20 protein-coding genes and 1 tRNA gene are annotated in these 25,463 nt (G+C 37.4%); 6 read left to right on the forward strand and 15 right to left on the reverse strand.

The window, feature by feature from the left end; translation table 11 throughout:
• Nucleotides 1-161: 161 nt before the first annotated feature.
• Entirely contained in the window at nt 162-1,574 is a 1,413-nt protein-coding gene (gene gndA, locus LC455_RS18975) for an NADP-dependent phosphogluconate dehydrogenase (RefSeq protein WP_223593081.1), read from the reverse strand.
• A 52-nt stretch (nt 1,575-1,626) separates the two neighbouring features.
• Entirely contained in the window at nt 1,627-3,030 is a 1,404-nt protein-coding gene (gene uxaC, locus LC455_RS18980; RefSeq protein WP_223593083.1) for a glucuronate isomerase, read from the reverse strand.
• Between the two features lie 210 nt (nt 3,031-3,240).
• On the opposite strand from uxaC, the gene LC455_RS18985 reads away from it, so the two are divergent.
• Complete coding sequence (locus tag LC455_RS18985; protein ID WP_223593085.1) at nt 3,241-4,434, forward strand: ROK family transcriptional regulator; 1,194 nt, start codon at nt 3,241-3,243, stop codon at nt 4,432-4,434.
• A 55-nt stretch (nt 4,435-4,489) separates the two neighbouring features.
• On the opposite strand, the gene LC455_RS18990 is transcribed toward LC455_RS18985, so the two are convergent.
• A complete protein-coding gene (locus LC455_RS18990) occupies nt 4,490-5,866 on the reverse strand; it encodes a glycoside-pentoside-hexuronide (GPH):cation symporter (protein WP_223593087.1) in 1,377 nt (458 codons plus the stop codon).
• A 261-nt stretch (nt 5,867-6,127) separates the two neighbouring features.
• A complete protein-coding gene (locus tag LC455_RS18995) occupies nt 6,128-7,546 on the reverse strand; it encodes an MFS transporter (protein ID WP_223593089.1) in 1,419 nt (472 codons plus the stop codon).
• A 390-nt stretch (nt 7,547-7,936) separates the two neighbouring features.
• Between LC455_RS18995 and LC455_RS19000 the strand changes: the two genes are divergently transcribed.
• The 3 genes from LC455_RS19000 to LC455_RS19010 all read left to right on the forward strand — a co-directional run bounded on the left by LC455_RS19000 (nt 7,937) and on the right by LC455_RS19010 (nt 11,291).
• Nucleotides 7,937-8,596 (forward strand): FMN-dependent NADH-azoreductase, encoded by a 660-nt coding sequence (locus tag LC455_RS19000; protein WP_223593091.1) that lies wholly within the window; start codon nt 7,937-7,939, stop codon nt 8,594-8,596.
• 138 nt (nt 8,597-8,734) lie between these two features.
• Nucleotides 8,735-9,889, forward strand: a complete 1,155-nt coding sequence (locus tag LC455_RS19005; RefSeq protein ID WP_223593092.1) for a GGDEF domain-containing protein — start codon at nt 8,735-8,737, stop codon at nt 9,887-9,889.
• Between the two features lie 529 nt (nt 9,890-10,418).
• A complete protein-coding gene (locus tag LC455_RS19010) occupies nt 10,419-11,291 on the forward strand; it encodes a sensor histidine kinase (protein ID WP_223593093.1) in 873 nt (290 codons plus the stop codon).
• Between the two features lie 40 nt (nt 11,292-11,331).
• On the opposite strand, the gene LC455_RS19015 is transcribed toward LC455_RS19010, so the two are convergent.
• The 4 genes from LC455_RS19015 to nagA form a co-directional block, all read right to left on the reverse strand.
• On the reverse strand, nt 11,332-12,078 hold the full coding sequence (locus LC455_RS19015; protein WP_223593151.1) for a CAP domain-containing protein: 747 nt from the start codon (nt 12,076-12,078) through the stop codon (nt 11,332-11,334).
• Nucleotides 12,079-12,486: 408 nt separating this feature from the next.
• A complete protein-coding gene (locus tag LC455_RS19020; RefSeq protein ID WP_223593094.1) occupies nt 12,487-13,209 on the reverse strand; it encodes a GntR family transcriptional regulator in 723 nt (240 codons plus the stop codon).
• 61 nt (nt 13,210-13,270) lie between these two features.
• The gene (gene nagB, locus LC455_RS19025) at nt 13,271-14,008 is read right to left on the reverse strand and encodes a glucosamine-6-phosphate deaminase (RefSeq protein ID WP_223593095.1); all 738 of its coding nucleotides are present in this window, start codon (nt 14,006-14,008) and stop codon (nt 13,271-13,273) included.
• On the reverse strand, nt 13,995-15,203 hold the full coding sequence (nagA, locus tag LC455_RS19030; protein ID WP_223593096.1) for an N-acetylglucosamine-6-phosphate deacetylase: 1,209 nt from the start codon (nt 15,201-15,203) through the stop codon (nt 13,995-13,997). Before nagA ends, nagB begins: the two co-directional genes overlap by 14 nt.
• Nucleotides 15,204-15,465: 262 nt before the next feature.
• On the opposite strand from nagA, the gene nagE reads away from it, so the two are divergent.
• A complete protein-coding gene (gene nagE / locus LC455_RS19035) occupies nt 15,466-17,355 on the forward strand; it encodes an N-acetylglucosamine-specific PTS transporter subunit IIBC (RefSeq protein ID WP_223593097.1) in 1,890 nt (629 codons plus the stop codon).
• A gap of 38 nt (nt 17,356-17,393) precedes the next feature.
• On the opposite strand, the gene yhbH is transcribed toward nagE, so the two are convergent.
• From yhbH to queG, 6 genes are all read right to left on the reverse strand, one after another.
• Nucleotides 17,394-18,560 carry a sporulation protein YhbH gene (gene yhbH / locus LC455_RS19040; RefSeq protein ID WP_223593098.1) on the reverse strand — a complete coding sequence of 389 codons (1,167 nt, stop codon included), beginning with the start codon at nt 18,558-18,560 and terminating at the stop codon, nt 17,394-17,396.
• A 238-nt stretch (nt 18,561-18,798) separates the two neighbouring features.
• A complete protein-coding gene (locus LC455_RS19045) occupies nt 18,799-20,694 on the reverse strand; it encodes a PrkA family serine protein kinase (RefSeq protein WP_223593100.1) in 1,896 nt (631 codons plus the stop codon).
• Nucleotides 20,695-21,035: 341 nt separating this feature from the next.
• Nucleotides 21,036-21,785: an oxygen-insensitive NADPH nitroreductase gene (gene nfsA, locus LC455_RS19050; RefSeq protein ID WP_223593102.1), complete on the reverse strand. Its 750-nt coding sequence runs from the start codon at nt 21,783-21,785 to the stop codon at nt 21,036-21,038.
• A 58-nt stretch (nt 21,786-21,843) separates the two neighbouring features.
• A complete protein-coding gene (trmL, locus tag LC455_RS19055; protein ID WP_223593103.1) occupies nt 21,844-22,317 on the reverse strand; it encodes a tRNA (uridine(34)/cytosine(34)/5-carboxymethylaminomethyluridine(34)-2'-O)-methyltransferase TrmL in 474 nt (157 codons plus the stop codon).
• Nucleotides 22,318-22,388: 71 nt separating this feature from the next.
• A complete protein-coding gene (locus tag LC455_RS19060) occupies nt 22,389-23,261 on the reverse strand; it encodes an amidase domain-containing protein (protein ID WP_223593105.1) in 873 nt (290 codons plus the stop codon).
• A gap of 77 nt (nt 23,262-23,338) precedes the next feature.
• Entirely contained in the window at nt 23,339-24,469 is a 1,131-nt protein-coding gene (gene queG / locus LC455_RS19065) for a tRNA epoxyqueuosine(34) reductase QueG (protein ID WP_223593107.1), read from the reverse strand.
• Between the two features lie 109 nt (nt 24,470-24,578).
• On the opposite strand from queG, the gene LC455_RS19070 reads away from it, so the two are divergent.
• Nucleotides 24,579-25,250: a B3/B4 domain-containing protein gene (locus LC455_RS19070; protein WP_223593109.1), complete on the forward strand. Its 672-nt coding sequence runs from the start codon at nt 24,579-24,581 to the stop codon at nt 25,248-25,250.
• A gap of 77 nt (nt 25,251-25,327) precedes the next feature.
• Here the strand turns inward: LC455_RS19070 and LC455_RS19075 are convergent.
• Nucleotides 25,328-25,401: transfer RNA gene (locus LC455_RS19075), tRNA-Gly, on the reverse strand.
• Nucleotides 25,402-25,463: the final 62 nt, after the last annotated feature.

The following is a 25,463-nucleotide window of genomic DNA, read 5'->3' on the forward strand; positions in this document are numbered from 1 at the left end:
TTAACTTAACATACTTTAATTTTAATAAAAATATTGATAAAAATCATTCTCTAAAACTGCTTTATTATTATATATTTTTGACTGAGATTGCTTTTTATATGTTAATTTCAGTAAAAAGAGACAAAACCATTGGAAAGTTTTGTCTCTTTTGCCGGCTAAGATTATTCCATCCAGTTTGTATGGAAAACGCCATCTTTATCAATGCGTTGATACGTGTGAGCACCAAAGTAGTCACGTTGTGCCTGAAGCAAGTTCGCTGGAAGAGTTTCAGTCCGATAGCTGTCATAATAGGCAATCGCACTTGCGAATGACGGCACAGGAATACCGCGTTCAATCGCCACAGCCAGAACTTGACGTAAGTCCTTCTGATAGCTTTCTGCGATTTCTTTAAAATAAGGATCTAATAACAAATTAGCTAATTGTGGTTCACGGTCATAGGCATCCTTAATTTTTTGAAGGAATTGAGCACGAATAATACACCCGCCGCGGAAAATCATTGCGATATTTCCATATTGAAGATTCCATTCGTACTCTTCCGATGCAGAGCGCATTTGAGCGAATCCTTGTGCATAGGAGCAAATTTTACTCATATATAAGGCTTTTCGAACCGCTTCAATCAGCTCTTCTTTTTTCCCTTCAAATGGTTTTACTGTTGGGCCATTCAAGATTTTACTTGCTTGAATACGCTCTTCTTTCATGGCTGAAATAAAGCGGGCAAAGACTGATTCAGTAATGATTGGCAGCGGTACTCCAAGGTCTAAGGCATTTTGGCTTGTCCATTTTCCTGTGCCTTTTTGTCCGGCAGTATCTAAAATCATTTCTACTAGAGGTTTGCCCGTTTCCTCGTCAACCTTTGTAAAAATATCTGCTGTAATTTCGATTAAATAACTGTCTAATTCCCCTTTATTCCATTCAGCAAACACTTCATGAAGTTCTTCTGCATTCAAGCCAAGGACATTTTTCAAAATAAAATATGCTTCACAAATTAATTGCATATCGCCGTATTCAATGCCATTATGAACCATTTTTACATAATGCCCTGCGCCATTTGGTCCAATATAAGTACAGCAAGGGTCTCCGTTAACTTTTGCAGAAATGGCTTCAAAGATAGGTTTGACAAGCTCATAAGCTTCTTCTTTACCGCCTGGCATGATGGCAGGGCCTTTTAATGCCCCTTCTTCCCCTCCGGAAACACCTGTGCCAATAAAATGGAACCCTGCTGTTTCAAGATCCTTATTTCTTCTAATCGTATCCTGGAAAAAGGTATTTCCACCATCGATCAGGATATCGCCCCCTTCAAGGTAAGGTTTAAGCGAATCAATCGTAGCATCTGTTGCTGTTCCGGCTTTTACCATCAATAAGATTTTTCTTGGCTTTTCTAGTGATTTGACAAACTCTTCGACACTGCGGGCACCAACAAAGTTTTTACCTTCTGCTTCATTCTTTAAAAACTCTTCTGTTTTCTCGTATGAACGGTTAAAAACTGCAACAGAATAACCTCTGCTTTCAATATTTAGAGCCAGGTTTTTCCCCATTACAGCTAAACCAACAACACCAATTTGTTGTTTCGACATCTCTAATCCCTCTGCTTTCTTAGATATATTATCCTTAATCATTGTAACCTTTTTATCGTTGTAAAAAATACTTTTTAGCATTGTAATAGCCGATATTCCTTACCATCTGCTCCAGGAATGCCATATTATTTGGTGCTAAGCCTTTTTCCACCCATTCACCTAAAATGTTACAGAGAATCCGGCGGAAATAGTCGTGGCGGGCATATGAAAGGAAGCTTCGAGAGTCGGTCAACATGCCAATGAAATGGCTAAGTAGTCCAACGTTAGCAAAATCCTTCATTTGCTTTTCCATGCCATCAATATGGTCGAGGAACCACCAGCCGGAACCTAATTGAACTTTCCCCGGAATACCTTCTTCATAAAAGTTCCCCATCATTCCTGCAAGAACTACATTATCTTTAGCATTTAGATTAAACAATATTGTCCTTGGCAAAGCATTCTCTTTGTCAAGAGCATCCAGGAATCGAGACAATCCTTCAGCAAAGTTCGCCTCACCAACAGAGTCAAAGCCTGTATCTGGCCCTATAAATTCTTTCATTCTAGTATTGTTATTTCTTAGTGCTCCCATATGAAGCTGCATAACCCATTGTTTTTCAGCATACATTTTTCCTAATTCTTTCAATAAGAAAGCACGATAGCTCACTAATTCATTATTAGATAGCTGCTCTCCGCTTATACGCTTATTAAAGATTTTTTCTACGTCTTCCATTGTCGTTTCTACATATTCCATTTTTTGAATATCATGGTCAGATGCCCGTCCGCCATTTTCGTGGAAGAAATCAACACGCTGCTTTAATGCCTGTAAAAAGGTATCTAAGGAATTAACCTCAATCGCAGAAACTTCACTTAATTTTTTAATCCAATCTCCAAATATAGGGCGTTCAATAAAAAGTGCTCCATCAGGTCGGAATGTCGGTGCAATAATTGCTTTAAAGGAATCATCATTTTTTAATAATTTGTGGTATTCAAGTGTTGAAACTGGATCATCTGTGGTACCGATAAATTTCACGTTAGAACGTTCGATAAAAGCTCTTGGTCTAAAATCCGGCTCCTTTAACTTTTCATTACATTCGTCGTAAATTTCACGGGCTGTTTCCGGGCTAAGGGTTTTTTCAATTCCAAAAAACATTTTCAATTCCATATGTGTCCAATGATAAAGCGGATTTCCAATTATAGATGGAACGGTTTCAGCCCAAGCAGCAAATTTCTCCCAATCACTTGCATCCCCAGTAATGTAACGTTCACTAATACCATGCATTCGCATTAATCGCCATTTATAATGGTCACCGCCTAGCCAAACCTGTGTAATATTTTCATAAGGAATGTTCTCCCAAACCTCTTGTGGATTTAAATGGCAGTGGAAATCAAAAATCGGCAGTCCAGTAACAGCATTTTCATAAAGTTGTACGGCTGTTTCTGAGTTAAGTAAAAAATGTTTGTCTAAAAAGGCTTTCATAAGGTCCCCTCCATATCTGTAAACCCTTACAATGTTTATAAAAAAAAATAAAGTGTTCTTTTCAATTTAATTTGTTTAGTGAACAAATTAATTATATTCCTAATTTATCACGATTATTTTGTTTAGTCAATTAACAGTTTATGAATAAATTGAAATAACCTGTTATAATAGTAATATATTTAAATGATCTGCGTGAAATGGAGGATATTAATGATTACCGGTGATGCGGCTTATATAAAAAAAATCAACCGCTCCTTGATTATTCGAGAAATTGTCAAGGAAGGTATGATTTCGAGGGCAGATTTATCCAAAGTTACAGCCTTAACAAGAGCAACCATCTCAGCGCAGGTGGCTGACCTGTTAGAAGAAGGGCTTATTATTGAAACACAGCTGGAACACAATTCAGTCGGCAGGAAGCCGATTATGCTTTCTTTAGATGGCCAAGCAGGGTATGCCCTAGGCATTGACCTTGATTATGGGCAAATTTCTTTCACCCTTTCGAATCTTGTAGGTCAACCTATCTCTTCAAATTTTATTAAAATAAACACAACTGAATATTCTGAGATTCTTCCACTACTAGTTGATCAAATTAAACAATATGAGGCACTACACTCCGATAGTCGTTATGGTATTGTGGGGATTGTCATTGCGATCCATGGTCTTGTGGCAAAAGATGAGATAATTCATTATGTTCCACGCCTGCATTGGAACGACCTTGACCTCAAAGGTGATTTGGAAAGACAGATTAGTATCCCAATCTACATTGAAAACAATGCAAATCTCTCTTCTTTTGCAGAGCGTGTATTTTTTCATCACGAAACAGAAAATCTTTTAAGTGCTTCCCTTTACTCCGGAATTGGCCTCGGAATGATGATGAAAAATGAGTTTTTTCGGGGGCATGACGGTTTTGCAGGTGAAGCGGGTCATATGATTATTGTGCCTGATGGCAGACCTTGTAATTGCGGGAATAAAGGGTGCTGGGAAAAATACTCGTCAGAATCAAGGATTTTTGAATTTCTTTCTGAAAAAAGAAACATTAAGAATTTAACTTATGACCAAATTCAGAAATGGCTTGATGAAGGTGATCAAGAAGTTCACGAAATGATGGAGCAATTTATTTATTATCTCGCTATCGGACTAAATAATATGATAAATATGTATAACCCAGAAGTGCTTGTCCTTGATAGTGAATTGCTGCGGATGTATCCAGACTCTTTAACAAAAATTAAGGAAAAACTAAATTCCTCCATTAGCCACTATCGGGAGTTAACCTTATCCCACATTGGAAAAAAATCATGTGTTCTCGGTGCGTGTGCCCTTGCAATTAAACATTTTTTAGATGTGCCTATGCTGAATTTATCCTATGACCAGCAAACCACACAAAATGAAAGCGCACTCATATAGGCACTTTTCAAAAGTAAGAACCCCTTTCAGCAATAAAACTGAAAGGGGTTCTTTATTATGCACTTTTTAATTTTTCATTTGAATTCTTTACTTTTAATTCCTCTATAATATTTTTGTATTTTTTATCAGTTAAATTATAGACAACAATTAAAATCACACAAGCAATTAAGTTGAATACCGCAGGGACAAGGAACATTAAGCCTTTAATTCCCAATAAGGTTTCAGCCGTTTGTTGTACATTTGGAACATAGCCAATTAATCCCAGAGCTACACCTGGTATAAAACCAGCCAGTGCTTGTGCTAATTTACGGAAGAAGCTATAGGAAGAATATACAACACCTTCAGTTCGTTCTCCTGTTTTCCATTCATGGTAGTCGATTGTATCTGCAACCATAACCCATGGCAATCCAAGGGCAAAGCTTAATCCAAGGCTGCCGATTGATAATAATACTAGAAATGTTGGAATATTAGCCGGCAAAATAAAGTTTGCAGCATCTGCAGCAACACCAATTATTAACCCTATAATGAATGTTTTCTTCTTACCAAATCTTTTAACAAGAGTTGGAATAAAAAAAGAACCAACAACAGCAATTCCTACACTAGTAAAAGACAGTAGTGTTATAAGACCTGTATTTTTTAAATTATATTGTAAATAGTATAGCTGTACTGCTGTGCGGAGATTGCTTGCTGCAACCATAAACAAACATACAAAACAAAGGGCGATTAGCGGTCTGTTACTTAACAATAATTTAAATAATCTTGACATAGGAATCTTTTCTTGATCCGCTTTTGGCGCTCTTACAATATTCTCACTCGTATTACGATAACAAATGTAATGGAAAATCACTCCAATAGCAGCCATTATTGCAATACCCACAGCATAACCGATCTTTTCATTTGGAAAATGTGAAACAATAGGAATTACGGTCATTCCGGAAACTAACATGGCAAACTGGCTGCCAATTGCTCTAAATGACCCAAGAGAAGCACGATCGACAGAATCTTGAGTCATGGAAGCTGCAAGTGAACCGTAGGGAATATTGACAAATGAATAAGCAAGTCCGAACAGCATGTAGGTTACAAATGCAAAGACAATTTTTCCTGTACTAGAGAAGTCAGGTGCTAAGAATGAAATTACCGTCATTATTGCTAAAGGAATTGATCCAAATAAGATAAATGGTCTAAATTTCCCGCGTTTTCCTAAGTTTCGTCTATCAACAAATGCTCCAACCGATGAATCGGCAAACGCATCAAATATTTTTGAAATTAAAAATACTAATCCGCCCCAATAAGCTGAGATCCCTAATACATCCGTATAAAATTTAAGCAAATATAATTGGCCCATATCGAACATGAATCCATTTCCAACATCCCCTAAACCGTACGACACTTTTTCTTTTAATGTAAGTTTCTTTGTGCCTGTCGTTTCCATCTTTCTTCGCTTCCCTTCTCATTTACAGACAATAATTTTGAAACCCTTTTCATTACTAAATAAAAAAAACTAAATTCTTCTCAGATTTCTTTTAATTTGTTTAATAAACTTATTAATTATCTATGACTGTATAATATCACCTTCGACATTTTTCGTCAATGAAAGCGTTATAAAAATTTTGTATAATTTTGAACGAAAAAAGCTCCCATCACCATTTAATCGGTAATCGGAGCTTTCCTATATAATTATTATTGGACTGATTTATTTTTGAGAATTTCTTTTTTCAGCTAAATCAATCGCAAGCTGATGTGTTTTAACTTTATTTAATGGATATAAGAAGACCAGAATTAAGAAAATCACGATTAAGACAATGAATGGAACTAGTGTACCTAAAGTATGAATACCATCTAGTGTACTTTGTGATTGGGCTTTAAGAGTTGCATTATAGCCAACTGCCGCAATCGCATAACCACCAAGACCGCCAGCAATAGCCTGACCCACTTTACGCGCAAATGAATAGATTGAATAAACGGTTCCATCTTCACGTAATCCCGTTAAATATTCATGATAATCAATAACGTCTGTTACAAACGCCCAAACTACTAAGTTAAAAATTCCATAACCAAACATTGCGATAGATAAAATTCCAATAAATTGAGTGGCAGATAAGTTAGGCAATAAATATAACGCACCATAAACCACAGCGGCGAGTAAAATACCTGCCGATGCTACTTCTTTTTTACCAAATTTTGCAACTAACGGTTTAATTAAAGGCATTCCCACAAATACAGCTACTGATTGAATAAGTCCTACCATACTTAATGCTTTTGCGTTGCCAAAATAATCTTTAAATAAGTACACGTTTACCGTACCAATTAACATGAAACATACCATAAAAGTTAAAGAAGCGATTAAAATCCATAATAATGGCTTATTTTTTCCAAGTCCTTTTATGGTTTGGCCTAATTTAACTTTTGGTTTTTCTGTTTCATCCATGGCAATACGTTCAACTGATAATTTATAACATGCCATATAACATGCGATTGAAAGAACTCCAAAAATAATTGCACCTAATAAGAAATGATTTGCATCTGCTTTATTGTTTACGAACAATATCATCGGACCGACAACGTTAATGATTAAACCAGCTAAATTGCCACCTAAAGTACGGAAGCTAGATAGGCTAGTACGCTCAACAGGATCACTTGTAATAACGGATGCCATTGAACCATAAGGAATGTTAACAGTACTATATAAGGTTCCCCACAAAATATAGGTTACAAAGGCATAAGCCTCATAAAATCCTGTTGACATGCCTGGAATGTGAACAAACATTAATACACCAGTAATAACAAGCGGAAAGGACATTCTAAAAATCCAAGGTCTAAACTTTCCATTTTTACCCGCTCTTCTAGTATCAATAAAGCGGCCCCATGAAACATCTGCTACAGCGTCCCATAATCGCGCAATTAAAAACAGTGTACCGACAAATGCCGGGTTAAGGCCATAAACGTCTGTATAGTACACCATTAAGAACGCAGCTACTAAAATAAAGAAAAAATCATTTCCGAAATCACCAAATAAATAACCTAGTTTATCTTTCATTCCAAAAGGCTTGGTTGTTGCAGCCATTGGTCTACTTGTTGTTGCCTCTACTTTAAGCTTAGCGTTTTGACTCATCTTTACCCCTCCATTACTAGTTTGATTTTGTTTGGAAAAATTAAAATAAATTCTTCTAAATCTTTTTTTTGACGATTGACTGACTTTTTAAAAATCTGAAACCCTTTTCATTTCTTTTTAAAAAAATTTAATCTCGAGATTTTATTAATTAGTTTACTGAACTAATTAATGTTATTTGTATCTTATCACCCACAGTTTGTTTCCGTCAATAATATTTTGAAAGCGCTATTAAAACAAATTTTCCATTTTAAATATTCTGTATTTAATTGAAAATAGAAATTTACAGACACTTTTTGTTCAAGAACTTCACCTATTGTTCAATGTTGAGCAAGGAAATTTTTTTTATAATAATGGTAATAAACTAATATTATGTTGATAGGGCGTGATTATTTGGAAAAGTTACTTTATATTACAGCCAATCCTAAAGGGCTGGAAAAATCAAAAGGCCTACAGATTGGTGAAGCCTTCCTAGAAGCTTTTCACTTGGAACATCCGGAGATTGAAATAAAGAGTTTGGATCTATTTAATTTGGACTTTGCCCAAATGGATGCTGATCTGGTGTTTGCCCGCGGAAAATTAGCCGGGTATGGTTATAGACTAGACCAGCTTTCGGAGATTGAGAGAAAGAAAATTTTAAAGATGCATGCATTGGCAGATGAATTTATTACGTATGATTATTATGTTTTTGTTTCTCCCATGTGGAACCTAAATTCACCAGCAGTTTTAAAAGCTTTTCTTGATAATCTGTTTATTGCAGGCAAAACCTTTGCACATACACCGAATGGTCCAAAAGGACTTTTAGCCAATAAAAAAGCCCTTCATATTCAAACACGCGGGGGACAATATACAGGGACCCCAATGCAGGAATTAGAATCTGGCGACCGTTATTTAAAAATTGCCTTGCGTTTTCTCGGCATTGAGGTAATGGACACTATTGTTGCAGAGGGATTCGATCTATATCCTCATAGGGTTCCTGAGATAGTGGCAGCTGCAAAAGAAAAAGCAATTATCGTCGCTAAGGATTTCGCTAAAAAAACAATAGCTCTATAGTTTACAAAAAAGAAACTTCCTTTTTACCAGAAGTTTCTTTTTTTAATGATTTTATCAAATTTTGTCGAAAATAGTTAATTTATAGTATAATTGGAAGAATAAACTGAAGTATTTACTTTACAGGCCAGGAGTTATCAAATGTTAAAAGATTTTGTTACAAATACCGCATTTTTAGTAGCGGCCTTTTCTCTTATGGGACAAATTTTTAAAAACAGGCCCTTAACCTTAGTAGCCCCATTATCTACAAAGCTTTATTGGGGACTTTCCTTTGGCATTCTTGGCAACATATTAATGGTGTTCAGCATTCATATTAGCACGAATATTATCGCCGATTTAAGACACATTGCTATTGTTATTGCAGCTGTTTTCGGCGGCTTTATCCCCGCCTTACTTGCTTCCCTGCTAATTGCAATTGGAAGAATCGTATTTTTTGACTTTAATCAAGCCGCCCTGCTTCCCTCTTTTGGAGCACTTTTAACAGGTATTGTTTGTGGCCTAATCTCCAAATTTAGATATCCTCCATCGGCAAAAGCAGTTGTCATGAACCTGTTCGGATTATTGATCATTTCATTTATTTTCTTTCTTAGAATTCATGACCTACAGGTCCTGAAGAATGTTATAGTAGTTCATTATACATTTTCTTTAATCGGCGGATTTATTGCATACCATTTTTTAGAGTTTATTGCAAAATCAAATCAGGCACAAAGAGAACTTGAGGTCAGCGTCATTAAACTCAAGCAATCTGAGCAAAAATTGCATAAGGCCAATGAGCTTTTGAATCGGTTATCCTTTATGGATGGTTTAACCGGAATTGCCAATCGCAGATATTTTGATCAAACACTGGAAACTGAGTGGGTCAAATCAATATCTACAAACTCACCTATTTCTTTACTTATGTTCGATATAGATTATTTTAAAAAATACAATGATACATATGGTCATCTATCTGGAGACTTTTGTTTACAATCTATAGCCCAGGCCATTCAAGATTTGTTTCCATCTGATTTGAACTATACATTCTGTCGATATGGAGGTGAAGAGTTTGCCCTTATCCTCCCTGCTGCCGCCGAGACGGAAGGCAGTAGAATTGCCCAGCTTATTCAGAATACTGTTCAGTCACTCAAGATTGCTCATACAAGTTCAGAGATTGCCAATATTGTCACAATAAGTATCGGTATTGCCACAATGATTCCAAATTCTTTATCTAATGCCAATGAATTAATTCAAAAGGCGGACACTGCTCTTTATTTATCCAAAACTAAAGGAAGAAATACCGTTTCATATTTACGCTAGGGGAATTGTGAAAACATTCCCCTTTTTTTTATAGGTTTTATTCTTTTGTTGTATTTTTTCGAAATATTATGCAAATTTTGTTGTATCCTGCCTAAAATACCTGTAAAATTTTCCTAAAGGCCTTTAATGGACGGTGAAGTAAATGGAAATTACGAAACACTTTTTCTTAAATCTCACCATTTTAATTATTCTTCTATTTTTTTGTGTCATTTTTTTTGAAAAAAGCAAAAGGACAAATATATCTAAACCTTTTATCATACTATTTTCAATTTTTGTTCTTTGGGTTTTTATTCAGTTTTCTTATAATCCTGTTTCCTTTGCCAGATATGATTTAAGAATCATACCTTTGGTAATCGGAGGACTTTATGTTGGAATAGGTCCTATTCTGGTAGCGGCCACAATTATTTTAAGGTTTTTCTATGGGATTAATTTAGGTTTTTATCAAACATTACTACTTTATATCCCGCTTAGTATTGTTTTATGGAGGATTTATCCGCGGTTTTCAAGGCAAGTTTCTGGTCGCCGCATTTTGATATCAGTCGTTATGGGTATCATTCTTGGAGCGTTTACGGTTATTGGAATGGAATTTGAAAACCCTCATGCTAACCTGTTCGATGCTTTGTTTGCTTACTTAGTGATTCCTCCTCTTGGAATTGGAATAATATCCTATTCAATTGAATTTGTAAGAAGAAATAGTGAAATGAGGCAGCAGCTCATAAAAGCGGAAAAATTAAAAGCAGTTGAGCAAATGGGAGCAGCAATATCCCATGAAATTCGAAATCCGCTTACAGCAGCAAGCGGTTTTGTCCAATTGCTGCAGGATGACTATCTTTCCAGGCAAAAAAGAAAGGAATATCTCTCCATCGTAAAGGAAGAATTAATATCAGCAGAAAGGGTTATTCAGGATTATTTAACGTTTGCAAAGCCTTCATTAGAAACGTTTGAGGAACTTAATGTGAAAAGTGAACTAAGACAGATCATTAATATTCTTCAACCATTAGCTAATCAAAATTCGGTAGAAATTTTGACTGATTTTTCCGTTATAGGTTTCATCAAAGGTGATCAACAAAAATTTCGCCAATGCTTTGTGAATGTGTTGAAAAACGGAATAGAAGCAATGCCAAATGGGGGCTATTTATCTATTACTACTGAGTATACCCAAAGTAATGTAACCATTCGAGTGAAAGACACCGGAATTGGCATGACTGGTGAACAGCTTGAACGGTTAGGAGAACCGTTTTATTCGACAAAAGGGAAAAACGGCACAGGCCTAGGAATGATGGTTGTCTATAGCATTGTTCGGGCAATGGACGGGAACATTTGGGTCGAAAGTGAACTAGGTGTGGGAACAACCTTTCATTTTGAGTTTCCAACTATATCTACCTTAATGAAAAATGAATAAATTGTAAAACGACGGGCTAATAAACCCGTCGTTTTTGTGATTACTTCCCGATAAACATTTGTGACCAATGTTTACCTGTTCCTTCAAAGCCTACTCCAATGTGAGTAAATTTGGAGCTTAAAATGTTGGCACGATGCCCTGGACTGTTCATCCAGGCAGTAACTACTTCCTGCGGAGTGCGCTGTCCTTGGGCAATATTTTCACCCGCTGCTCTGTAAGTTACTCCAAAATCTCTCATCATGTCGAATGGTGAACCATAAGTTGGGCTGGTATGTGAAAAATAATTGTTTTGCTGCATATCTACAGCTTTCTTTTGAGCAACTCCACTTAGCTGGGTATCAGCTTTTAACGCTGGAAGACCATTTTTACTTCTTTGTGCATTCGTTAAATTAATAACCTGCTGCGCAAATTGGCTGACTGCCCCAGTAGCGGGAGCTTGAGCTTGTGCAGGCTGCTTTGGTGCTGGTGCGGCTGGTGCCGGTGCAGCTGGCTTAGGAGCTGGTTGTGCCGGCTGCGTTTGTTTTGGGACCGGTGAAGTTACCTTTGGTGTTGGTGTTGTAACCCTCGGCGCTTGTTGTCCCGCAGGTGCTCCCGCGTTTGGAGTTTGCTGCTGTAAATACGGCTGAAGCTGCTGCTGTACATATGGCTGTATTTGCTGCATCATTCCCGACAAATTGGCTTGACTTGGATCTAGACGAACAAATTGGTATTTGGCATCCCTGATTAATACCGCTTGTGTATGCGGATATTGATTGCTGTCTAAGTTTGTTTGATAAGCCGAAATCATATCGTCATTATTTCGTCTGATTTTACGATTATCATTAAACAGATTTAAATCAAGATCCCTGTCATTGTTATTCCTATTTGTGTAATCCTCGGTAAGCGGCCCGTTATGGTCGATGCCATCATCCCTGCCATTACGGACATCCATAATACGGTTATCCCTATCAGTGATATTCATCCCAGTTCGATCATTTAAATCATTTTTATTGTTGTTATTACAAGCAGCAAGTCCCAAAGTTAGGACCCCTGTTAAAAGTAACCCCACTGGTTTTTTTATCAATTGAAATACCTCCTTCTGCAAAAAGAATCTCTTGCCTTCTTATTTTTAATTTTTTTGGAGAAAGTATTAATGGTAATAAACGTCTTAATCGCCAAGGAAAATAAAAAAAACAGATGCAAAAAATGCAGCTGTTTAGCGTTTCATTTGAATTTTAAATTTATATCGGTCTGCTCTATAAACAGATTTCACAAATTCAACAGGAGTGCCATTTTGCAGGTAAGTATTTCGTTGAATCAGCATCACCGGTGCGCCCTTGGCAATTTTTAAATGATTGGCTTCGGTTTGACTTGCAATGGATGATTCAATAACCTGGGAGGCACTATCGATTCTCAAGTTTAATTGTCCTTCAATGTAAGCGTACAAGGATTGATTGACAATTTCCTCAGTAAGTCCTTTTACAAGGTTTGCTGAAATATAATTGGTTTCTAATGCCATGGGAACCCCATCAGCTAAACGAATTCGCTTTATTTCATATACCGGCCCATATTCTTGTATCATTAATTGCCCAGCAATTTGACTTGTTGCAGGAATGATCTCGAAATGGATTAATTGACTCCCTGGAGAAAGTCCTCTTGATATCATGTCTTCAGTGAAGCTCGTCAATCCTTGTAAGGGCTGTTCAATTTTTCGTTCGGCTACAAATGTTCCCTTCCCCTGCAAACGATTTAAATACCCCTCATTTACTAGTTGAGTAAAGGCCTGTCTGACTGTCATCCGGCTTATTTGGTACTTTTCAGCATATTCTCTTTCGGGAGGCAATGCATCTCCTGGCATTAATTCACCATTTTCAATTAATTCCTTTATATGTTCTTCCAATTGATAATAAAGTGGAATGGGGGAGTTTTTATTAATCATCTCCTACATACACCTTTCTAATTAAACTAGGTCAGCCGCAGATCGCACTTTATTTTATAACTTAACAATGAATCTTTAAACCCGCTACCGCCGCTTTATCTGCAATAATTGTAACACATGGATGATTTTTCAATACAGATGCTGGGAAACTTTCATTAATATCACCATTCAAAAGCTTGAATAAAGCTTCTTTTTTGTTTTCTCCAGAAACCAAAAGAAGAATTTCTTTACTTTTTAAAATGGAGGATATTCCCATGGTAATCGCTCTTGTCGGAACTTCTTCGACTCGATTAAAAAATCTGGCGTTTGCATTTATGGTTGATTGAGCTAATTTGACAATATGGGTAATCGAGTTAAATGAGGTTCCAGGCTCATTAAATCCTATGTGTCCGTTACTGCCAATTCCAAGAATTTGCAGATCAATGCCACCATGTTTGCTAATTAAATCCTCATACCGAAGGCATTCGGCTTCCATATCCTTTATGTCGCCTTTGGGGATATTTGTTTTATTCAAATTTATATCAATATGATTAAACAACTGCTCATTCATGTAATACCGGTAGCTATTTTTGTTTTCACCCGGGAGGCCAATGTATTCATCTAAATTAAAAGTCGTTACATTTTGATATGAAGTTCCATTCTTTTTGTGGTCTTCAATTAAGTTTTTATAAGTCCCAATTGGTGTCCCGCCAGTGGCAAGTCCCAGCTTAATCTGTGGATTTTGACAAACCTTTTGGATAATATATTCAGCGGCTTTTTGACTCATTTCAGCGTAGTCTTTCACTTCAATGACTTTCATTAGATAAACTCTCCTTTTTATAGGCAAGTGTGCCGCGGCAGAACGTCATAACCACTTCCATTTTGTCATCTAGGATGACAATGTCAGCATCCTTACCTGCGGCGATACTTCCTTTCCGATCAAATATATTTAATTGCTTTGCTGGATTTACGGAAGCCATTTCGATGGCTTCTTCAAGCGAGCACTCCGTATAGGTTAAAATATTTTTAACTGCATGCCCTAATTTTAAAATGCTGCCAGCAAGAGTTCCGTCTGCAAGAACGGCTTTTCCATCCTTTACCGTTACCTCTTGTCCGCCAAGATCATACATCCCGTTTTTCAAGCATTTTGCCCTCATAGAATCCGTTATTAATATTAAGCCTTCACTTTGTTTTTCTTTATACGCAAGTTTCACCATTTCCGGGCGGACATGTACACCGTCAACGATTATTTCTGCTTTTAGTTCATCACGTAAAAAGGCAGCACCTACAACGCCTGGTTCACGGTGATGAAGCCCCCTCATTTGATTGAAGAGGTGTGTGACGTGATTCATACCTGCCTCGATTGCTTCGCCAACCTGTTCATAGGTAGCGTCGGAATGACCAATGGATGCAACAATTTCGTTATCTTTTAAATAGCGGACCATTTCAAGTCCGCCTGGCTGCTCAGGCGCTAACGTAACTAGTTTAATCGTATTATTGGAAAGGTTTTGCCATTCTTTGAATAACGCTAGATTTGGGTCAACAATATGCTGAATTGGCTGTGCCCCTGCTCTTTTAGCATTTACAAAAGGGCCTTCAAGATGAATTCCTAGCACTTCAGCCATCCCTTGAGATTTCTGCTCATTGATGTATCGGCCTGCATTAATTAAAGCATTTTCAATTTGTTTTCCCTCTTGTGTCATGGTTGTTGCTAAAAAGCTAGTAGTTCCTTCTTTTGGCAAGGCTGCAACCATTATGTCAAGTGCTTCCTTAGTGGCATCCATTGTGTCGGCACCTGCCACTCCATGGATATGAACATCGATAAAGCCTGGAACTGCACTAAAATCGGCAGGTATTTCAATTACATTATAGTTTTCTTCTTTAATTAGTTCTTCTATTGATCCTAGCTCAAAAATTTTTTTGTCTTTTATTTTTATATAGCCATTTACTATTATGCGGTCTTCTGAATAAACCCGGACACCCTTCAGTAAAATATGATTAACTTTATGAATCATCTTCAAGACTTCCTTTCAGATTATATCTAAATCTTAGCATCGCCATTATCTAGTTGTCTATACCAATTTTAGGTTTACGATTTCATTTCAGAAATAATCCTTTGATAAATCCCCAAAATTAAACGATTTTACTTAATCCTATAAATTAGGAATTCAAAAAAAGTAAAAATTGGTATAGACATCTATAATTATCAAGTGGTATAGTGAACTCGTGGAAAAAAACGCTTACACAAGAATTAACAAATAAAAGGAGTGAATAACTATGTTAGGCTTTTTACAACGAATTGGTAAAGCATTAATGCTTCCGATTGCTGTTTTACCTGCTGCTGGGCTGCTTCTCCGTTTTGGACAGCCAGATTTATTAAATATTCCATTTATCGCTAACGCCGGAAATGCAATCTTTGCTAACTTGGCCTTAATTTTCGCAATTGGGGTGGCCATAGGTTTTTCAAAAGATAACAATGGTGCCGCTGCCTTATCTGGTGCAATCGGCTATTTGGTTTTAACAGAAGGAACGAAAGCGATCGATAAAAATATTAATATGGGAGTTCTTGGTGGGATTTTAGCCGGAATTATTGCGGGATTATTATACAATCGTTACCGTGATATTAAACTTCCGGAGTGGTTAGGCTTCTTCAGCGGCCGCCGGTTTGTTCCAATTATTACCTCTGTCGCAATGGTTATTTTAGCTGGACTTTGTGGTTTTATTTGGCCGCCTATCCAGGATGCCATCAATGGACTTGGCAACTGGATTATCGGTTTAGGCGCAATCGGTTCAGGTATTTTCGGATTTTTAAACCGACTGCTGATTCCTTTAGGCTTGCACCATGTATTAAACAGCTTGTTTTGGTTCCAATTTGGTGAATATGCCGGTAAAACCGGAGACATTGCTCGATTCTTTGCGGGTGATCCAAATGCTGGCGGCTATATGACTGGCTTCTTCCCGGTTATGATGTTTGGACTTCCTGCAGCTGGACTTGCCATGGTAGCTGCAGCCAAACCAGAAAAAAGAAAAGCTACTTTAGGGATGTTTATTGGGGTGGCATTGACCTCATTCCTAACAGGGATTACAGAACCTATTGAATTTTCATTCATGTTTATTGCCCCATTATTATATGGAGTGCATGCTGTTTTAACAGGATTATCTTTCGTCATCACTTCGATGCTCGGAATCCGAGATGGATTTACCTTTTCAGCAGGTGCCATTGATTATGCGTTAAACTTTAATATTGCTGAAAAACCATTATTACTATTAGTAGTAGGTCTCGTTTACGCTGTTATCTATTTTGTTATTTTCTATAGTTTAATTAAAGCCTTTAATATTAAAACTCCTGGACGGGAAGATGATGTGGAAAGCTTGGAAAGCGTAACTCCTGAAACGGCTGTTGGTGCCAACAAATATGAAACAATGGCTTATCATTTTATTAATGACATTGGCGGCAGAGAGAATATTACGGCGATTGATAATTGTACAACACGACTTCGCTTAAATATTAAAGATATGGATCGAGTAAAGGATTCTGCTTTAAAAACTCACGGCGCGAAAGGTATTATGAAATTAAATAAAACCAATTTACAGATCGTTGTTGGTACGGAAGTAGAATTCGTTGCGGATGCAATGAAAAGAATTAATACAACTGGTGTGAATCCGGTTTTGGCTTATGAAACAGCCGAGCCGGTTGAATCAGATGGTCTTTCACCACTTTCTGATAAAGATTTTGTTATGCCAATCGAAGGAGAAATTATCCCGATTACTGAAGTGCCAGACCAAGTTTTCTCACAAAAAATGATGGGAGACGGTTTTGGAATTGTTCCATCAAAAGGTACGGTGGTTTCACCAGTTGACGGTGAAATTATGAATGTTTTCCCTACGAAGCATGCAATTGGAATTAAATCTAATCAAGGCTATGAAATCCTTATTCATATTGGCTTGGATACCGTTAATTTAAAAGGTGAAGGCTTTACTATACTTGTTGAAGAAGGACAAAAAGTTACTAAAGGTCAGGAAATCCTGAAATTTGATTTAGAGTTCCTTAAGAAATCAGTACCATCAGTTGTGACTCCAGTTATCTTTACAAACTTAACAAAATTAAATGTAAAGAAACAGGGACACTCAGACCAAGGCCAAGACGGAATCCTCTCAATTGAATAGCAGCAAAAATCGACAGGTACCTACCTGTCGATTTTTTGTTACGCATATTGTTTTGATTCTTCTTTTTGAAAGAAGCTTTTCATAGCATGAAATACATCTGCTTTTTGTTTTAGAATATAGTAGCGGAAACGTTCATCTTTGATATTTTTGTAAGCGGACATTAATGTCGAATGGCGATTATATTGATTTACTTCCCCGTATCCAAACATGTTGGATACCTTCATTAATTCTTCAACCAACTTCACACAACGGGCGTTATCCGATGTGAGATTATCACCGTCTGAAAAGTGGAATGGGTAAATGTTGAATTTTCGTGGATTATATTTAGCGTCAATGATCTCCAGGGCTTTGCGGTATGCGGATGAACAAATCGTTCCACCGCTTTCTCCTTTCGAGAAGAAGTCTTCTTCAGAAACTACTTTTGCCTCGGTATGATGAGCAATAAACTCTATCTCTACCGTTTCATATTTTGTACGTAAAAATCTTGTCATCCAGAAGAAAAAGCTGCGCGCCATGTATTTCTCCCAAATCCCCATAGATCCACTCGTATCCATCATCGCGATAACAACAGCCTTAGAATCTGGTTTAACTACTTCATTCCAGGTTTTAAATTTCAAATCATCCTTGTAAATCGGGTGGAATGCCGGCTTCCCACTCATGGCATTCCGCTTAAAAGCAGACATCATTGTCCGTTTCTTATCAATGTTTCCCATAAGTCCTGTTTTGCGGATATCATTGAATTCGATGTTTTCAACAAGATGTTCCTGTTCTTCTTTCTTTTTCAGATTCGGAAGCTCTAATTGTTTAAATAAAGCCTCCTCAAGCTCCATTAAAGACACTTCGGCTTCAAAATAATCCTCGCCTGCCTGATCTCCTGCTCCCTGCCCTTTGCCTGGAGCCTTTTGCCCGCTGGAACCGTCACGTGCTACTACATCACCGACTTGACTGTCACCGTCACCTTGGCCCACGTGTTTGTTTTTGTCATAATTATAACGAATTTTATATTCGTCTAATGAACGAATTGGAATTTTTACCACATCTCGGCCATTAGACATAATTATGCTCTCTTCTGTAATTAAGTCTGGAAGATTGTTGCGAATTGCCTCCTGGACTTTTTCCTGATGCCGCTGCTGGTCATCGTGGCCTTTACGGTGGAGGGACCAATCTTCTCTTGAAATGACAAATTGATGGTTATTATCTGACAATGTAAACCCCTCCTTATGAAATTATTCATTTTCAAAATGCACACTTTTTAATCACACACATACAATAACCCGAATGAAAAAATCAGATAAAATATGGATTACTTTATCCTATGCAGAAACCGCGAATAATTTACAAATAATTTTGACAATTGGGTTGTTGCCTACTAATTGGACAAGATTTATTTTTTTACTTGGGAAAAAAACAGACTGGCAGATTGCTTCTACCAGTCCCTTGGCATTATCGATTTAATAAACTTCCGACATAGCGCAGCAATTCATTTGCTGAAGTCGAATTATAACCATGCTCGTCAATTAACCGGGCTACTACATCATTAATCTTCTTAAGCTGCTGCTCATCTGGTGTTTTTGAAGACGTAGTTATCTTAACAACATCCTTTAGATCCGCAAATAGTTTCTTTTGAATGGCTTCACGAAGTCTATCATGCGAATTATAATCAAACCGTTTGCCTTTTCTTGCGAAAGCTGAAATTCTTATCAATATTTCTTCCCTAAACGCCTTTTTCGCATTTTCAGAGATTCCAATTTGCTCTTCAATCGAACGCATTAATTTTTCATCCGGATTAATCTCTTCTCCTGTTAACGGATCACGCAGTTTCGCTTTATTGCAGTAAGCTTCAACATTATCAAGATAATTATCCATTAATGTCTTCGCCGATTCTTCATAGGAGTAAACAAAGGCCTTTTGAACTTCATTTTTGGCAATATTATCATACTCTTTTCGAGCAATAGAGATGTAATTCATATATCGTTCACGCAGCTCTGCAGTAATAGATGGATGTTGATCCAGCCCATCTTTTAATGACCTTAAAACATCTAAGGCATTAATGGAAGGTACTTCTTTTCGAATGATAGTCGATGAAATCCGGTTAATGACATAACGTGGGTCAATACCGCTCATGCCTTCATCTGGATACTCTTTCTTCAGTTCTTCCACATCTGCAGTATTAAATCCTTCTACATTTTCTCCGTCATAAAGGCGCATTTTCTTCACTAAATCAATATCACCTTTTTTAGGATCCTTCAAACGAGTAAGAATGGTAAACATCGCTGCTACTCTTAAAGTATGAGGTGCAATATGAACATCCGATACATCACTTTCTCTTATCATCTTTTCATAAATTCTTTCTTCTTGTGAAACTTTTAAATTATAAGGAATCGGCATGACAATAATCCTGGAGTGTAATGCCTCATTCTTCTTATTAGAAATAAAGGAACGATATTCCGTTTCGTTTGTATGCGCAACGATAAGCTCATCCGCGCTAATGAGTGCAAACCTGCCTGCTTTGAAATTTCCTTCTTGAGTTAACGAGAGTAAATGCCAAAGGAATTTCTCATCACATTTTAGCATCTCCTGGAATTCCATCATCCCACGGTTTGCTTTATTTAACTCACCATCAAAACGGTAAGCACGCGGATCTGATTCAGAACCAAATTCAGCAATCGTTGAAAAATCAATACTGCCTGTTAAATCTGCAATATCTTGTGATTTTGGATCCGATGGACTAAAGGTTCCAATTCCTGTACGTTTATCCTCTGAGAAAAAAACACGTTCAACTAACACGTCTTCAATTCTGCCGCCATAATCCTGTTCAAGCCGCATCATATTTAGCGGTGAAAGATTTCCTTCAATTCGAATTCCATACTCTTCATAAAAATCCGCCCGTAAATGATGTGGGATTAAATGAAGCGGGTCTTCATGCATTGGACAGCCTTTAATGGCGAACACAGACCCTCTGGCAGTGTGGGAATAACTTTCTAAACCTCTTTTAAGCATCGTTACTAGCGTAGATTTACCGCCGCTCACCGGCCCCATTAATAACAAAATACGTTTTCTTACATCCAGCCTTTTCGCTGCTGGGTGGAAATATTCTTCAACAAGACGCTCCAGTGCTTCCTCTAAACCGAATAATTGATTGCTAAAGAAATTGTACTTCTTCGTCCCTTTTTCCTCTTCAATTCCTGCATCCTTAATCATATTATAAACTCGAGAATGTGCAGATTGTGCTACCCATGGCTTTTCCTTTAACAACAATAGATAATCAGCGAATGATCCTTCCCAACGCAGTTTTTCCTCTTCTTCACGATACATCTCGATTTTTTTTAGAATATCCATAAGGCCCTCCCCCGAAAGCTTAATCAGAGACGATTAATATACTCTATGCACATTGTCTATTGAACATGCGTAACCAAGAAGAGATACTGTCTATCTTTTTTGTTTCAATAAAAGGAATATTGCACTTTTCATTTTTTAAAGTTAGGCTATAATAATGATATATATGTGTCTAAATTGAAAAATTGTTTAACGAGGGGGCAATACATATCATGAATACTTTCATCGTCATTTTAGTTTTTATCGCGTTTTTAGCAGCAATCTTTACTGCTGGGTATAATGACAAACCAGGAACAAAATAATTCTTACCATATAAAAGGGCTGCTAATTTTAGCAGCCCTTTTTCATCGCAAGTCTAATTTATTCTTTTGAACAAACTCCTTCATATACATTCTATTTTGCTTTTCAAGCATTTTTCCCATCTGCTCGGTCCAGCGGTCGTTTCTCTTTCCTTCCGTTCTTTGAATATAATAGTTAGATATCAACTCATCATATTCTTCCAGCTGCCGGTTATAAATTTCCGTATTTTGTTGATATTCGTCTTCATGGTAAATATGTTCAAAAGGCAGCCTTGGTTTACGCTCATTTTGTTTTACTGGATACCCGACCGCTAGTCCAAATAAAGGAATTACTCTTTCTGGTGTTTTTAAAACCTTTTGAACTTCCTCTAGTCGGTTGCGAATGCCTCCAATATAACAAATACCAAGTCCCAAAGATTCTGCTGCAATCGCCGCATTTTGTGCTGCTAATGTTGCATCGATGAGAGCAACCATAAATTTCTCCGTGCTTTCAATCGATGAATTGACATTTTTCTGTTCTTTTTCACCAATAATCGTATGGCGGTAGAGATCTGCACAAAAAACAAAGAAATGGCCATTTTTTTCAACATATTCTTGATTTCCTGCAAGCTCTGCGAGTCTCCTCTTTTTCTCTCTATCCTTAACCCCAATAATTGAGTAGGCCTGAATAAAGCTTGAGGTTGATGCGGATTGAGCAGAAGTGACAATCGTTCGTATTTGTTCTACGGTTAAAGGTTTGTCCTCAAAATGTCGAATAGAGCGATGATTAAGTATAGTTGCTATTGTATCATTCATATCATTTATCCTTTCTTTTTTAGCAAAAGGAGGCCCAAACCCTAGGACCTCCTTGCAATTATTTCAAATGAATATAGTTTTGCTGGCGAAGTGCTTCATATATAAGAATCGCCGCTGTATTGGAGAGATTCAAAGAACGAATATTATCATTCATTGGAATCCGTAATGAAACCTCTTTATTTGTTTCTATAACGTCTTTTGGCAGACCTGTTGTTTCCCGGCCAAAGATAAAATAATAGTCCTTGTCTGGATTACTATAATCAAAGCTGCTATGCGGTTTTTGCCCAAACTTTGTTAAGTAAAAAAATTCACCGCCGGCATTTTTTTCATAAAAATCCTCTAATGAATCGTAATATGTGATATTTACATGTTCCCAATAATCCAATCCTGCTCTTTTTAACATCTTGTCATCGGTTGAAAAGCCAAGCGGGCGAATTAAATGTAAAGCGGTATCGGTACCTGCACAGGTTCTCGCTATATTCCCTGTATTGGAAGGGATTTGTGGTTGGTATAGTACTACATGTATGGACACGAATTTCACCTCAGATAAAAAACTCTATCTGAATTATACCACTATGACATTTGCTTTCAAGATAAGTGCCTTTAATCAAGAATATGGTAAAACCTATATTTGATATTGGGTGTATAGGCGGAAGAATCTTCATATGCCCAGTATCTCATTCGACTATTATAGGTGTGGGCATTTACTAAAGGCATTCCGTTCGCGTCCTTTGCCGTGACAATGGTATTATGGTTGAATCGGCCGTCCCCTTCAAAATCATAGCAAATCACATCCCCCAATAATAATTGATCGGGGCTGCTTACCTCTTTTGCCCTTAATCCAGTAGTAGATTTAGATAAATATAAGCGAAGGGAGTTGGCAATTGCCCAGCTATAGCTCCAGTTATGATTTTGCATCCACCATCCTGTTCCGCGATTTGGATAGCCTCTCATTGGTGCCCCTGCAACATGAAGACATTGGGAGATGAAATTCGTACAATCATTTTCAAACTTTTTATAGGCTGGATTATAGCTGTTCCACCAGCGTTCTGCATACTGAATCGCTTTTAACCGATTATATTGATAACTTAAGCGATCGAAGGTATCCGCCATGAAAGGCTCGGAATATCCCACAGGCTGAGCTCCATTCTCCATGGGCTTGATTTCCCCATCCATAATTAATATTTCTTTATAAAATTTGGCTACTCTTTCTTCGACTTCTTCTTCCAAATAAAGATTGCCTTTTTGTTTAATTAAATATTGATAATGAGCATTGTATTTTATGGTTTGAAAATCATCTTCGCTTGTATTTTCAAGGATCTTCCCAGCTGCTTTCACTTTGACGATTTCTGCTGATCTTTTTGCTAAGGACTCAAGCTTCCTATCTGCTTTTGAAAAATTATCCTTGGAATTTCTGTGATTCGCTACAAATTGTTGAACCCTTTTTTCAAATAGTTCTTGAAGAATTTCACGCATAATCTTCCCTCCTTCCCTTCATACTTATGAAAGAAATTGAAAAAAAAGAGCGGAACCGTTTTGGTTCGCTCCTAGAATTAGTTATAAAAGCTTAAGCCTTTTTTAATTTCACGTTGTACTGCTTGATCAGTTTCTTGTTCTTCAGCCCTTTTTAACGCCGCAAATGCAGTTTCTCCGCCAATTTTACCTAGTGCCCATGCTGCAGTGCCCTTTGCTATTGGACTTACTTCATTTTGTAATATGTCTACTAAATCGGAAACCGCAGATTCATCTTTAAAGTGGGCAAGCGCGATAATGGCATTTCGCTGAATGGGCTTCTTCCCACGCCAAGATCCTGCCAAAGAACCAAATTGTTTTTTAAATTCCCGGTTGCTTAATTTTAAAATCGGTCTTAATAATGGTTTGGCGACTTCGGGATCAGGTTCCATTTCGTTGTGAAAATGAAAGTTCTTCCCCTTATTATGCGGACAGGCAGTTTGGCAGGAATCACACCCATATATTCGATTTCCAATCTTTTCTCGAAATTCATCCGGAATGATTTCTTTTGTTTGAGTTAAATATGAAATACAGCGCTGGGCATTAATTTGACCGCCTTGAACTAATGCACCGGTTGGACATGCATCTAAACACTTTGTGCATGTTCCGCATTGGTCTTCTATTGGTGTATCCGGTTCAAAAGGAATGCTCGTAATCATTTCACCTATATATACATAAGAGCCAAATTCGGGAGTAATAATGGCGCAGTTTTTTCCGCTCCAGCCGATTCCAGCTCTTTCTGCAACTGCCCGATCTGAAAGCTCTCCTGTATCGACCATTGATTTTAAACGGGCATCTGGCACCTTTGTTAAAATAAACTCTTCCAGCTTTTTGAGCCTGTCTCTTAGAATATGATGATAGTCGAGCCCCCAGGAGGCCCGGCTAAAAATACCTCTTCTTTCTCCCTTTTTACTTTCAACACGTTCGTTCATTTTGGAAGGATAGGCAAGAGCAATCGAAATGATTGATTTTGGTTCTTGCAAAAGTAGTGCTGGGTTCACTCTTTTCTCAATATCTGGCTCTTCAAAACCGGATTGGTATCCAAGTTGTTGTTGTGTTATTAGTCTGTTTTTTAGTTCGGTGAAAGGGTCGGCACTTGTGAAGCCGATTTTATCGATTCCGATTTCTTTGCTGTAGGCAATAAGTTCTTCTTTTAAATTTTTGGCATTCACTTTGGCTTCCTCCTTTCTTCCAGAATGATCTATGTTAGAGGTCGTTTAATTATTTGTAGCACATCTATTTATGATAAACTATTTTCAATGATTTTTGGAGGTGTGATTGTTGGAAATTCAAGTTTCATCAGGTCTTTTTAAGGAGATTCCTCATTTTAAATTAGGAGTCATTGAATACAAAGGTATTACCGTTGGGGATTCGCCGCAAATGCTTAAAGGAAGACTTCAGATGTTCCAGGAGTCTATATATTTTGATTTAGAGGATAAAAATGTTCCGGAGCTGCCTGGAATCCAGGAATGGCGTGCTATTTTTAAAAAGATTGGCAAGGACCCTAATCGGTACCGTCATTCCGCTGAAGCGCTTTACAGGAGGGTTCAGAAGCAAAATTATCTCACGTCTGTTCAAACTGCGATTGATATTAATAATTTTTTCTCGTTGCAATATCAAGTCCCCATCGGCATTTATGACCTAGATCGTTTAGAAGGGCACGTGGATGTTCGACTAGGCACCGAGGGAGAAGAGTACATTGGATTAAATGGCCGTTCTAACTCTTTAGAAAGCCTTATTGTTGCCTCTGATTTAATTGGACCGTTCGGGAGTCCGTTTGTGGATTCTGTCAGAACACCAGTAACCTTAGATACCAAGAATGCACTGCAAATTATTTATTTAAGACCATCAACAGACTTGGAAAATGCGAATAAGCTGACTGAATCATTAATGAATATGTTTATTCAGGTGCATGGCGGAGATGGTTCTTATAAGATTTTGGAGAGCCAATAAAGCTGTATTTATGCAAAATAAAAAAACGCAATGCATCGTTCTCCTTTGTAACGATACACTGCGTTAGTTAATATGTATGGAGCGGGTGATGAGAATCGAACTCACAACATCAGCTTGGAAGGCTGAGGTTTTACCACTAAACTACACCCGCAAATAATTTAATAATGTCAAATTAGTGAACTAAAGTCGACTTTTTCATAATACACAGTTTTT

This window comes from Neobacillus bataviensis (assembly GCF_019969725.1).